We start from the raw sequence: 13070 nt of genomic DNA on the forward strand, positions 1-13070 counted from the left end.
CTTAGTTTTGTTCTAAGTTTGTAATAGGGTAAAGCGCGCTAACTTCAGTTTGTCGCTTGATATTTTCCAGTTCTTCCTGACTGGTTAGCCCTACGCCAACTTGACTAACTGCCAAAGCAGAAAGTGCCGTAGCGAAGCGCAATAAATCGTTTTTAGGCATCAGTTGCATGTGGCCCCAACACAAGCCAGCGACCAGCGTATCGCCTGCGCCAACGGTGCTCACTACATTCATTCGAGGCGGTTTTGCACTAAGCCATTCGCCTTGGTTGAGCCACATAACACCGTCAGGTCCCATAGAAACCACGATGTTTTCTATGCCTTTGTCGCTCAGTGTTTGCGCTGCAGCTTGGCATTGTTCAGGTGTTGCTAGATGTTCGCCAACAAAATCACCAAGTTCTTCATCGTTAGGCTTAATCAACCATGGGTGAGCCTCAATACCTGACTTCAATGCGGCTTTGCTACTGTCGAACAACACCTTTTTGCCTTGTTGATGCAGTGCTTCTATCCATGCAGCGCATTGTTCGGCGGTTACGCCTCCAGGTAAGCTACCTGCAAGTACAAAGTAATCATGCGTCTCCGCTAGACGAAATAGTGTCTCCTCAAAGCGAGTAATTTCGTCGGCCGCTACTTGAACGCCAGGGAAGTTGATATCACTGACGTTGCCATTGGCCTCAACCAGCTTAACGTTGATACGAGTGGCACCCTTTACTTCCACAAATTCATTCTTAACGTTGATGTCATTGAAAAGCTGATGAAATAGCTCAGGGTTATCTTTACCGAGAAAGCCGGTAACCGTGACGTCTGCGCCTAAATCGCTCAATACTTTCGCTACGTTTACGCCTTTACCAGCCGCGTGGAGATTGCTTTGCTGTACTAAGCTCACGGAACCAACGTTTAGTTCATTTACTGAACCTGTTAAATCCAATGCCGGGTTGAGCGTAATAGTGACAACCTTATTTGTTTTGTTTGTCATATCGGGTCCTTAACCTTCACCAAGGCCAGAAGCGATTGCATTTCCGATAGACTCCAAGGCTTGCGGGGCATCAGGGCCTTCTGCTGTAAATTGAAGTTGGTGACCGTGCTTAACGCCCAGCGCGATGACTTTCATTAGGCTCTTCGCGTTTACTGCTTTTCCATCTCCGTCTAGGTTGGAAACACGTATAGTGGATTCAAACTTTTTCGCTTCTGCGACTAACATTGCCCCCGGACGAGCATGTAGGCCGTGAGAGTTTTTGATTTTAAATACAGCGGTATTGCCTTCTTCTGAAGATGCAGCTGTGACTTCTTCACCTTTGAACAAAGCAAGAATCTGTTCTACTGATGCATCTAAAAGCTTGCCGTGTTCATTGTTAAACACAATATTAGAAAGCGTTTTTAGGATAGGTTGGTGAGCATTGTTACATGCCGCGAACGCGACAAGTGCACGCACTTTTTGACCTTCATATTCGCAGTCGTTTGCCGTCGAGACAAATGACACACCTGTGCGAGTGACATGTTTGTCACTGCCAATTAACCACAGGCCGTTACCTAAGTGAGTTGGTTGTTTGGTAACGAGATCTGCAACGAATTCGTTATCAGCACATCCCGTATTTTTCAACAGACCACCAGCAACAGCACTCATCTGTAGCATGTCGCTCGCAGGGAACATCAGTTGAATTAAAGAAGCGTCAAAGTCTGCTTCAAGCTGAACATCACCGTGCAGTAGGGCGATGATTTCGTCTTCATTTTTTGCATTACGCAGACGCTCTTCTACGCCATCTGCGCCTAGCACTTTGGTGAGCTGTTTAAGAATGCCAAGGTGCTCATCAGATTTAGCTGCGATACCGATAGCGACGAACACAGTATTGCCATCACCCCAGTCGACACCTTGTGGGAAGTGGTGCACAGCAACACCCGTTGTTTTCACCATTGCACGAGTGTCGGTTGTACCGTGCGGTATGGCAATACCGTTCCCCAAAAACGTAGAGTTTTGGTTTTCACGGTTTAGCATGCCTTCAACGTAACCTTGCTCAACTAGGCCTTTATCAGTCAGGCTATGAGCAATACTCTTTATTGCTTCAAACTTATCTGTCGCTGATTGCGAGAGGGCAATGTCGTTCTTATTTAGCTTAAGCATGGTGCTTCTCCAGCCTTAAGGTATCAATTTAAAAATGTATTCTGTGTGAGAAGTTGAACGCCGCTTCTTCTGAGCGCTTATCACTCCTCAAACCTTTTATATTTCAAGCTAAATCGATTCAGCTTGTTGGTAAATTTTTTAAAAGACTCAGAAAAACTGTTTTAAAAACTGACGTTAACAAACGAGCCTTTGCCGCTGTCCTATAGCCTAGCTCACAAATTGGTTTGTTGCGTGTTCGGGTGATTTACGTCAATTTTTAAGTTTTGCTGAATCCTTTCAGCTTTTATACTGAATCGGTTCAGCTTATAATTCAACTTATCGAAAGATCGTTGATGTATTAATATGATCGCGCGCACAGAATAAGGTTTAGAATATGACACTGGATGAAATAGCCAAATTAGCGGGTGTTTCTAAGACAACTGCAAGCTATGTGATTAACGGAAAAGCGCAGAAATACCGCATCAGCGAGAAGACTCAGAAAAAGGTGATGGCCGTTGTAGAAGAGTACAATTATAAGCCAGATCATGCGGCGTCTTCCTTGCGGGCAGGTAATTCACGCTCATTTGGGCTTATCATCCCAGACTTAGAGAACACCAGTTATGCGCGTCTTGCAAAACTGATAGAGCAAAACTCCCGGAAAGCGGGGTACCAAATTTTGATTGGCTGCTCTGATGATGATCCTGATACAGAGCAAAAGGTGGCGGAAGCATTAGTCAGTCGTCGTATTGATGCGTTGTTTGTGGCAAGTGGTATGCCCACTGCAAACGAGTATTATCTTAAGTTGCAAAATTCTGGTACGCCAGTTATCGCGCTAGACCGTCCAATGGATGATGAGCACTTTTGTTGTGTCATCAGCGAAGATTTTGACGCCGCACTTGAACTCACTCAGTCAGTACTGTCCGAAGATATTAAGTCCATTGGCTTAATCGGTGCATTGCAAGATCTTCAAGTCTCAAAAGAGCGTGAGCTCGGTTTTCTATCTGCTTCTCAACAAGGTGGCAAAACGGCAACAGTGGGTTATGGACAACACTTCTCCCGGGAAGAAGGCAAGAAAGTCTTAGAGAGTTGGTTAACAGAGAACGCATTGCCAGATGCCATTGTTACAACGTCATACACACTATTAGAAGGTGTGTTGGATGTAATGCTAGAAAAACCAGAACTGATGGGAAAGGTGCGTTTAGCGACATTTGGTGATAATCGACTGCTGGACTTTTTGCCTGTGAAAATCAACTCTTTGCCTCAACAGTTTGAGTTGATCGCGGACAGCGCAATGGAGTTAGCACTCAATGCTTCCGCTAAGCGTTACAAGCCTGGCGTAGAACTTATCCCGCGTAAAATTGTGAAACGTCACTAAGTAACTAAATAGGTTGCTCAAAGCTTTACTTCAGCCGTCAGCGCCACAAATGCGTGGTCGCTGGCGTTTTTATCTCTGTCATAAATCGGGTTGATCAGATGTTGGTTAGACACCTGATAGTCAACAACCTCGGCAACCGATATATCTGATAAGGTATCAAACTCTTGTGAGAGCAAGATATAGTCGAGTACATTCCCAGTGGAAAAATGATAGTGCGTGGCTGGGCGTTCATCCTTCAGGGTGTCACTTTGCAATAACCAACCATCTTTGAGTTGTAATTCAGTGACGCTGTCACCAGTATTGGATACCAATGCGCTGTTAACGCTGATAGGAGTAATAGGTTGATTCATATCGCCCATTAACACTGTCGGCATTGGTTCTTTTCGATACCTCTTTTGCATCGCGTCTCTTAACATCGCTGCTTCCCAGCCTCTTTGCTGGGTGGATAACCAGCGCCCAATAATCGTGCTAGACGTTTCTGGTTGTTCTGAGTCGGCCGGGCGTTGAGATTTCAGGTGCGTTACGTAAACGGCGATATGACCAAGTACAGGATGTATTACTTGGGCATAGATAGGTTTGCGACTGAACTCTGGAGCAACACTTACTCCAAAAGGCTCAAGCGTTGCTAAGTCAAACTCTACCGCTTGTACTTTTTCTATTGGAAACCGAGAGGCGATTGCCACAACAGGGCTTGAGTAAATGTACTCATCCTCAACATGTGGGGTGTCAACGGTCGCAAAGTAGGGGTAGCCGATGGTTGAAAAGAATGCCTGGGTCTTCTCGATACTGAATACTTCTTGTAAGCCAATCACGTCGCCTTCCAGTTTTTCAACTTGACGTTGCGTCCACGAAAGTTTGTCTCGCCATTGCTCTAACGAGTATATGTTCTCGAAATCATAGTAGGCGTTAGGCGGTGCGACAAAATTAAACAAGTTCGCAGTGACAAAGGTAATTCTACTTGGTTGAGACAAAGTATTCGCTCTTTTCAACAATAACTTAGAGAGTATATACCTTCAGGTTGCGTAATTGCAGCTTCGTTTGAGCTACGCATCGGTATATAAGCTAACAAGCGACAAGTTAAATGGGTTAAGAGGTGCTCAAATGCCAAGGCGAATCGGTGATTGAACATCGGCAGAGGTTTCTATTTTTAAGCATTGCGTTTAAACTTCAGGGCATCAAATAGTAAGAGTAAGTAACATGACCCAAGATTACGACCACGAAGAGTATTTAGAAGGCGAAGAGATTGAGATCGAAGCGATTGGCATCGATGTTGATGCGCATCCAATCGAACTGTACAAGCTTTTTAAAATCGCAAACTTGGTCAGCGGTGGCGGCGAAGCAAAACATATCATCGAGGAAGGCTACGTCGCGGTGAATGGTGAACTAGAAACACGTAAGCGCCGCAAGATGTATGATGGTGACTTTTTTGAGTTTAACCAGGAATATTATGTTGTGGTTTGCGATGCGCCAGTAACCGAACCTGAAACGGCAGAGCAAAAAGCAGAAAAGAAAGCGAAAAAAGAAGCGCAGCCTTCTCGTAAAGATAAGTCTCGTCAAAGTAAGTCACCTAAAGCCTCTGGGCCTAAATCAACTGGCCGTAAAGCGGCACATAAAGAGCGTAAAGCGCAGAAAGAAGCGTTGTCTCAGTCTGCTAAGAAAGGCAAAAAAGAAGACAAACCGCAAGCCACTCGTGATCCGAAGAGTGGACGTAATTCTATTGACTTTTTCTAGGGAAATGAACGCTTAACTAAATAAGTGACATCTGAGTAAAACTAAAAAGCGCCGAGCATATTATATCGGCGCTTTTTTGGTTTCACTGTGCTGTAAGTGGGCAGTGTTAATGCACTGTCGTCTCGATGTTTAGGCTATCTGTCCAGTGATGAATGGCGCAAGGCTTTCCTAAGTAAAAGCCTTGGTAATAATCCAAATTAAGTTGATACATAGCTTGTAGCTGCACGTATTCTTCAACCCCTTCTATAATGACTTTTGCTCCCATATGATCCGCTAGATCAACGGCGCTATGTATGGAAAAGGTTTCTCCGGCGCAGTAGTCTAGCAAATAGGAACGATCGATTTTGATGATGTCAGGGCAGAGCTGCTGAACACGTGCGATATCAGAATGTTGGGCGCCAAAATCATCGATAGCAAAGATAAAACCATTTGCTTTCATTAACTGTACGGCTTTGATTAATAAATCCGTGTCTCCGCATGACTCTTCGACTACTTCAAAAACTACGTCTGATGGGCTCATACCAAGTTCGGAAAGGCGTTTGTAAAGCAGGCCGTTATCTTTAAAGCCCATGTCTTTGGTTAGTGTGAGTAGCGTTTGAGGCATGACGTTAAGAAACAGTTTGATCGGCGTCCCTGCGAAATAGCGTGCGAAATTTCGAATGTGCATTGCTCTAGATAAAAACTCTACACATAAGCGAAAGTAGGGATCAAGACCATTATTGGCCAGAAACACGTCAGGACGAATTAGGGAACCATCAATGCCACGAATACGCAGTAAGGCTTCCATACCAATAATACGTTGGCGTCTATCAAAAATTGGCTGATAAACACTGTGAAAAGTGAATTGATTGAGAACTACGTAATATTCACCAAGATTATCTTGTTTTATGTATCGCTCGTAGTCGGATTGATTCTTTAACTCCATGAAAAACGCCGAAAATTTAGCATCTTGCCAATGTAACAGGGTGCAATTCTGATTTGAAGAATCAAATGTGCCTAATTACATATGCGGTTGAGTTAATTTGAAATGGCTTCCGATTTTGCTTCAATATGGCGAAAAATAAGTGACAGACCAAAACAAATTAAGAAGTAAGCGAGGCCGACAATCAACCAAATTTCAAATATATACCCTGATGAATTTGCCATCTCTGTCCCAACAAACGTCATTTCTTGTATCGAAATCAGTGAAACAATAGAGGTGTCTTTCACCAAAGAGATGGTTTGACCGGCAAGTGCAGGTGTTATTGATTTAAGCACCTGTGGCGCGATAACAAATCGGTATTTCACCCACCGAGACAAGCCCAATGAGTCAGCCGCCTCCCACTGACTTTGGTCGATACTTTGTAAACCACCGCGCACAACTTCTGCAATGTAGGCAGAAGAGAGTAAGCCGACACATAACACGCCAGAGGCAAGGTTTTCCCAAAGGTTAGAAGGCCCAAATAGAAAGCGCTGTAGCGCATTTGGTTCGCCGTTGTAGTTTCGTAGAAGATCTTCCAAACCGAGTAACGGGATCAATTGGTTAGAAATGAAAAAGTAGAAAATAAAAACAAACACCAACGGAGGGATGTTTCTCACTAACTGGATAAACGCATTGGCAGGTGTGCGCAACCAAACGGAACGAGAGAAGCGTGCTAAGCCTAACAAAGTGCCAAACACTAATGCGAAGCTGATGCCCCAAATACTGAGCCTTAACGTCGAAATCAAACCTTGGAAGAAGTAGGGCAAACCACCATCTGCTCTAGGCGTGAAAAGTAATTCAAGCGCCTCTTTCCACTGCCACAAATAATGCACACCAACAGCGGACCGATGGTACAGCCAAACACCACCGATACCGCACATAACAAGTAGTACCCAGTCTAGTGTGTTTAATTGCGGTAAAAGGTAGCCTGTGCTGGATTTCGCGGGTGCTGTGCGAGTGGTAGTGTGTTCGCCCAAAAATTTGACTCCGATAAGTTATGGAAAAGTAAAATGGATGATTGGAGAGTATAGGCTCGCGGCGTCCACGAGCCATTTAGATTACTGGCCTTGTGCGACTTGATCTTGCCAATCTAATGTCGAGAACCAGTATTCATAACGTTGTTTTAACCATCCATCTTGGGTTCTTGCTTCAATCCATTTATTGAAAAAGGCCTTTTTATCTTCTTCCCCCAAGCGAACTGCAAAGGCTTCGTTACCTTGTGATAGTCGCTCAGAGAATGGAAGGAATAGTTTGTCGCTGTGTTTCACTGTCTCATGTTCTGGTTTTGGGCTAGAAGCAATGACCGCGTGGGCGTTACCATTCAGCACCTCTTGGAACGCTTGCGCGTCGTCATCAAATTGCAGGATCTTCGCTTTCGGGAAGGTTTCTCTGGCTACTTGAACGGTGAATGCGCCGCGACGAGCCGCAATTTTTACGCGTCGTGAGTCAAAATCCGAAAATTCGCTAAAACCAGAGGCGAGTTCTTTGTTTGCTGCTACTTGAACGCCTGAGTGCGAGTAGGGCTCAGTAAACAAGACGCTTTTGGAGCGTTCAGGCGTAACCGACATGCCACCGATGATCACGTCGAACTTTTTCGCCAGTAATGCGGGAATAATGCCATCCCATGCAGTCGGTACGAATTCCACTTTCAAACCTGAATCTTGTGCTAAGCGTTTGGCAACATCGATTTCAAAACCGATTAACTCACCTTGCTTGTTACGCATTGCCCAAGGTACAAATGTTGACATACCAACGCGCAAAGTGCCTCGTTCTTTGATTTGATCTACATTGGGTGTGGCAACACCTTCTTTCGCGAGAGTAGGCATAGCGATGGCTAGCCCTAATAATGCAGTCATGGTCGCTTTGAATAACTTCATGTTATCTCCTTATAATTTGCGCCAACTGGCTCCGAGTTTGTGTTCTAGCCATGCAGACAAGCCAGAAAGTGACAGAGTGAGAGCAAGATAAATTGCTGCCACGGTAAACCAAATTTCAAACGGCATCGCCGTCTCTGAGACGATGTTGCGTGCCTGTGTTGTTAGATCAAAAATCGCCATCACGCTTACAATGGAAGAGTTTTTGATCAAAGAAACCACTTCATTGGTTAATGGCGGTAATGTGCGCTGTAAAACCTGAGGCAAAATTACGTCTTTGTAGGTGTAAAACGGTGATAGTCCGAGAGTTTGTGCTGCTTCGAATTGCCCTTTAGGAATACTGTTTAAACCTGCACGGAATATTTCCGCGGTGTAGGCACCTTGGAAAAGGGATAATGCCAAAACGGCGGTGCTGAATCGGTCCAAACCAATCACGGGGCCAAACACGAAGTAGAGTAAATAGATTTGCACCAACAACGGCGTGTTACGTATTACTTCGACATAAGTGGTACCAATAACATTGCCGACTTTCGAATCGCTAAGCCTTAGTAACGCGGTAACCAACCCTAATACTAAGGTAAAAAATAGACTAATAGCCGAGATGTTAAGCGTGACCAATAGCCCATCAATAAGTTCTGCCGGCCACCATTCTCCATCTTCATAAAAAGCGATGTAATCAGGTACGCGCTCCCATTGCCATTGATAGCCCATAGCGTCGGCACCAGAGTCCAACACCCACACAATCGCTATGAAGAGGAGCGTCATTTGCAGTAAAGCTTGAAGGACAGGTTTGATTACGCGAACTATCATCAGTAACTTAAAATTTGGTTCAAAAATGCTTGGGTGCGTGGATGCTGTGGTGTCTCAAATAAGGCGACTGGAGAGTTCATTTCCACGATTTGGCCTTCATCCATAAATACCACGCGGTTCGCTACTTTTTTGGCAAATCCCATTTCATGCGTGACGCAAATCATCGTCATTCCGCTTTGAGCCAGCTCAACCATGACATCCAACACTTCGTTGATCATTTCCGGATCAAGCGCTGAAGTTGGCTCGTCAAATAGGAGTAAATCCGGTTCCATACACAAGGAGCGGGCAATCGCGACGCGTTGCTGCTGACCGCCAGAAAGCTGGATAGGATACTTACTCGCTTGCTCTTCAATATTGACTCGCTTTAGGTAATGTCTTGCGCGTTTTTCAGCTTCTTGTTTTGATAATTTGTGTGTGCGAATCGGCGCTAAGGTGAGGTTTTCCAGTACAGTCAAATGAGGAAAAAGGTGAAAGTGTTGGAACACCATGCCGATTTTACCGGGCTTGAGAGATTTTGCGTGAGAAGGCTGGTCGAACACATGAAGCTGACCTTCTTGAATCGATTCAAGATGATTGATGCAACGAATGAGCGTTGATTTTCCGGAACCTGAAGGGCCACACACCACGACGATCTCGCCAGAATGCACGGAGAAGTTGATGTCTTTTAGAGCGTGGTAATCGCCATACCACTTATTTACGTCGCTAAACTCAACGACGGGAGTATTCTCTTTCAAAGGGGCACGCTATAACGGAAAAATATCCTTTTACAATAGCAAGTTGTGCGCGTAATTTCATTAAGAATAAGCTAATGTTTAGGCGATGATTTTAAGACTCTATTCAGATCGCTTACAAGATACATCCATGTTTCTTTAATGTTGGTGCAGTCTAGAGTATGACTAACTCAGTTCAACGAGATACGGATAACGAACAACAATCGCAACAACAGACATAACCATTAATGTCTGTGCAGAATAGTAGGTCACCATGACAACTTGTCGTGAAAATATTGACCGTCCTCCAAAGCGTTCGAAAGCCAATACGATGCCAGAGATAATAAAGATAAAGCTTCCGAGCACTGCAAAAGAGGAGGATTGTGTTTTCCCACTCAAATAATACTCGATCGAAGCCCAGCACATAGTCATCAGTACCAATATATAACTGGCAACTGGCCGTTTCTCTTTACCGAGATCCGGTCGGAACAACCAGTAGACGCATATACCGAGTCCGAACAAGGCAATTGGGAGCCAAGGTGTAAAATGCCACGCTGACATGATGGCAAAACCATAACTATAGGAGAGATGGGCAGAGCAAAAGAGCACTAATCCTGTAATGAACTTGTCTCTAGGGAGCATTAATAACACGTCACCAAGCAACGAGAGCGATAAGCCAATCAAAATCCAATGCGCATATGGCATTGGGTAAGCCGGGGACTGAATTAAAATACCAAGCATACAGAGCACTGGTAATGGTTTAGAAACGTAAAAGAGCCATTTAGAGCCTTTACGGATACTGATGATATGTATGAATGCTAATACGACAACAACTAGCCACATAAAGTGTTTTCTCGAACAGACAAAATTATGTAGTACATCACTACAACAAATCAAAACTTAATTAACGAGTTAACTCGTTCTTTGATCTCAATTATTTTTATTTGTGTAAAGCTGGACAGTTGTCTCTTTACTAACCAACACGGCCGATTTTTTGTCTGGAGGGAATCGTTGTTTTTAGAAGCCTCCTCGTTTTGAACGTGATGTGGCTTACAAAATAGCATAAAAAAACGGTATTGTGACTGTTAAGTCACAATACCGTTAAACCCTAGGAAGGGCAGTGAAGAATTGTTGCAGTTATGAGACAGCTAACTCTAAGATTTCTCGGCTACGTTCAAGTGTGATCGCCTGGTTTTCACCTAAAACAGTCATGCCGTGTTTGTTTAGTTGATCAATGATGGCATCGATAGCTTGTTCACGGCTCTCACCATAGTTTTCGAGCTTAGTTGCGACATCAAGTTGATGATAAAACGCTTCGATAGATTCGATTGTGCGCTCTGCTAAATCCTCACCTGCTTCAAGACCAAATACGTTGCGACCCATTTGTTCTAACTTAGGGCGCTTAAACTGCATTTGGTTACGAAGTAACGACGGTTGGACAATTGCAAGAGAACGCGCATGATCAACGCCCCATAGAGCCGTTAATTCATGGCCGATCATATGTGTTGCCCAGTCTTGTGGAACGCCACTACCAATTAACCCATTCAATGCTTGGTTAGCAGACCACATTAAGTTTGCGCGCCACATATCGTCGTCTCGTTCCGCAAACTGTTCTCCGAGTGTTTTTAAAGTTTTCAGCAGTGTTTCTGCGTAACCATCTTGAACCATTGCACCGGTAGGAAGCGTCAAGTATTGCTCACATACGTGCACCCATGCGTCAACAATGCCGTTGATAAGCTGGCGTTCTGGCAGTGTTTTCATTACATCTGGGTCTAACACGGCAAATTTTGGCTGCACTGCTGGAGACATGAACGGAAGTTTGTCTTGAGTTTCTTTTTTAGTGATAACTGCGCCCATGTTTGACTCTGAGCCTGTTGCTGGCAATGTCAAAATTGCAGCTAGAGGCGTCGCTTCAGTGACTTGGTGCTTACCAATCATGATATCCCAACCATCACCATCATACTTTGATGCCGCTGCTACGTATTTGGAGCCATCGATGACTGAACCACCACCTACCGCTAAAATAAAGTCAACGCCATGCTCTTTTACCATTGCGACTGCTTTATCGAGTGTTTCTTTGGTTGGGTTTGGTTCAACACCTGAAAACTCTAGCCATTCATGTGCCTCAAGAGCTTCTGCTACTTGGTCGTACACGCCATTTTTTTTGATGGAGCCACCACCGTATACCACTAAAACTTTTTGGTCGGATGGGATAGCTTCTTTGATTGCAGCGATTTGTTTTTGACCAAAGAAAATCTTGGTTGGGTTTACATAAGAAAAGTTCATTATTAGCCCTCTTGCTTCCTGTGAAGGAGATTGAATACATGCATATTAGTCCTGATTAACGATCGTTAACAGGTCGATTTCTGCAAATAATTTGCCTATTTCTACAAAATTAATGCTCTTGAGCTAGAAAGTTAAAGTCGAGAGGAAGTATAGTGCTCGAAACGATAATAGAGACCAAACTCGTTGGTCATTGATGGAGCACTCTAATGCACACTCTCGCAGATATCATGCAGCAATATGTTGAAAAGCAGGGGCTGCATGACCTAGAAGGTATGAAGAAAACAGCGATAGATGGCGTATGGTTTTATCGTAGTAGCAAAGGGAATCATCGCCAGCCGTTTGTCTATCAGTCCGGCATCATCGTATTGGGTCAAGGGCATAAGAACATTCATATTGGTGATACACCAGTGCAATATGGGCCCGAAGATTACCTTGTTGTCGGGGTTCCCATGCCATTAGAGTGCGAAGCGTTTGCGACAAATAATGAGCCTTTACTTGGCATTTCGATAGATATTTCGCCAACGCTTCTTCATAAACTCGTTAAAAAATTAGAGGCTGAGAAATTCAGTAATAAGTGTCTGGATGCAACCCGTTGCGGCCTTAAGTCGGTACGTATGAATGAAGGTATGTTGGATGCGTGCAAGCGGTTAATGAAAGCAATGTGTAACGAGCTTGATGTCATCATGCTTGGCGAGCTGCTTCTTGAGGAAATTGTGTATCGTACTTTGGTGAGCAAAGAGGGGTATGTTTTATTTGACCTAGCACATCAAGAAGGTTCTTACGCGAGGGTCGCTAAAGCACTAAATCGCGTGCATCAAGCGTATCATGAACAGTTGAACGTACAAGCATTGGCTGAAGAAGCCAACATGAGTGTGTCTGCTTTCCATCAAGCATTTCGCAATGTCACGCTTGAATCTCCGTTGCAATATATTAAGAAAGTTCGACTTAACAAAGCGCGCGAATTGATCCAGTTAGAGGGGAGACGTGTTAATGATGCAGCGAGAATGGTCGGTTACACGAGCCCATCACAGTTTAGTCGCGAGTACAAGCGGCATTTTAATGAAACGCCAAGGTCAACAAAGGCTTAGTGATCTTTATTTCAAAATGGCGACTTTTTTTACCTTTTTTATTAATTTGCGAGTGACATATTTATTTGAGTTATAAAATTAGTTACTGGTGCCAAATAATAGGTACGTTGTTGCAATCATTTAGTGGATTGTTGCGAGGC

At 44.2% G+C, this 13070-nt stretch carries 13 protein-coding genes; 3 read left to right on the forward strand and 10 right to left on the reverse strand.

What is annotated here, in order from left to right; genetic code table 11:
- Window position 1: 1 nt before the first annotated feature.
- Both pfkB and fruB read right to left on the reverse strand, forming a co-directional pair.
- Window positions 2-973 (reverse strand): 1-phosphofructokinase, encoded by a 972-nt coding sequence (gene pfkB / locus R7F07_RS05740; protein WP_169628828.1) that lies wholly within the window; start codon window positions 971-973, stop codon window positions 2-4.
- 9 nt (window positions 974-982) lie between these two features.
- Window positions 983-2116: a fused PTS fructose transporter subunit IIA/HPr protein gene (gene fruB, locus R7F07_RS05745; RefSeq protein WP_213962479.1), complete on the reverse strand. Its 1134-nt coding sequence runs from the start codon at window positions 2114-2116 to the stop codon at window positions 983-985.
- 373 nt (window positions 2117-2489) lie between these two features.
- On the opposite strand from fruB, the gene cra reads away from it, so the two are divergent.
- Complete coding sequence (cra, locus tag R7F07_RS05750) at window positions 2490-3470, forward strand: catabolite repressor/activator (protein ID WP_086047419.1); 981 nt, start codon at window positions 2490-2492, stop codon at window positions 3468-3470.
- Between the two features lie 17 nt (window positions 3471-3487).
- Here the strand turns inward: cra and R7F07_RS05755 are convergent, their stop codons facing one another.
- Window positions 3488-4441 (reverse strand): endonuclease/exonuclease/phosphatase family protein, encoded by a 954-nt coding sequence (locus R7F07_RS05755; protein WP_025767799.1) that lies wholly within the window; start codon window positions 4439-4441, stop codon window positions 3488-3490.
- 226 nt (window positions 4442-4667) lie between these two features.
- Between R7F07_RS05755 and R7F07_RS05760 the strand changes: the two genes are divergently transcribed.
- On the forward strand, window positions 4668-5201 hold the full coding sequence (locus tag R7F07_RS05760) for an RNA-binding S4 domain-containing protein (protein WP_238843168.1): 534 nt from the start codon (window positions 4668-4670) through the stop codon (window positions 5199-5201).
- A 106-nt stretch (window positions 5202-5307) separates the two neighbouring features.
- Here the strand turns inward: R7F07_RS05760 and R7F07_RS05765 are convergent, their stop codons facing one another.
- From R7F07_RS05765 to R7F07_RS05795, 7 genes are all read right to left on the reverse strand, one after another.
- Complete coding sequence (locus R7F07_RS05765; RefSeq protein WP_308387360.1) at window positions 5308-6126, reverse strand: EAL domain-containing protein; 819 nt, start codon at window positions 6124-6126, stop codon at window positions 5308-5310.
- Window positions 6127-6218: 92 nt separating this feature from the next.
- On the reverse strand, window positions 6219-7139 hold the full coding sequence (locus R7F07_RS05770) for an amino acid ABC transporter permease (RefSeq protein WP_238843169.1): 921 nt from the start codon (window positions 7137-7139) through the stop codon (window positions 6219-6221).
- Window positions 7140-7220: 81 nt separating this feature from the next.
- Window positions 7221-8039, reverse strand: coding sequence for a transporter substrate-binding domain-containing protein (locus R7F07_RS05775; protein ID WP_213972745.1), 819 nt, complete (start codon window positions 8037-8039; stop codon window positions 7221-7223).
- Between the two features lie 9 nt (window positions 8040-8048).
- The gene (locus tag R7F07_RS05780) at window positions 8049-8846 is read right to left on the reverse strand and encodes an amino acid ABC transporter permease (RefSeq protein WP_005376396.1); all 798 of its coding nucleotides are present in this window, start codon (window positions 8844-8846) and stop codon (window positions 8049-8051) included.
- Complete coding sequence (locus R7F07_RS05785) at window positions 8846-9580, reverse strand: amino acid ABC transporter ATP-binding protein (protein WP_017820955.1); 735 nt, start codon at window positions 9578-9580, stop codon at window positions 8846-8848. Before R7F07_RS05785 ends, R7F07_RS05780 begins: the two co-directional genes overlap by 1 nt.
- Window positions 9581-9742: 162 nt before the next feature.
- The gene (locus R7F07_RS05790; protein ID WP_005376394.1) at window positions 9743-10399 is read right to left on the reverse strand and encodes a lysoplasmalogenase; all 657 of its coding nucleotides are present in this window, start codon (window positions 10397-10399) and stop codon (window positions 9743-9745) included.
- A 294-nt stretch (window positions 10400-10693) separates the two neighbouring features.
- On the reverse strand, window positions 10694-11842 hold the full coding sequence (locus R7F07_RS05795; RefSeq protein ID WP_047103556.1) for an iron-containing alcohol dehydrogenase: 1149 nt from the start codon (window positions 11840-11842) through the stop codon (window positions 10694-10696).
- A gap of 206 nt (window positions 11843-12048) precedes the next feature.
- Between R7F07_RS05795 and R7F07_RS05800 the strand changes: the two genes are divergently transcribed.
- Window positions 12049-12930: an AraC family transcriptional regulator gene (locus R7F07_RS05800; RefSeq protein WP_005386077.1), complete on the forward strand. Its 882-nt coding sequence runs from the start codon at window positions 12049-12051 to the stop codon at window positions 12928-12930.
- Window positions 12931-13070 lie beyond the last annotated feature (140 nt).

This window comes from Vibrio sp. YT-16, from assembly GCF_033337405.1.
Lineage (GTDB): Bacteria > Pseudomonadota > Gammaproteobacteria > Enterobacterales > Vibrionaceae > Vibrio > Vibrio alginolyticus.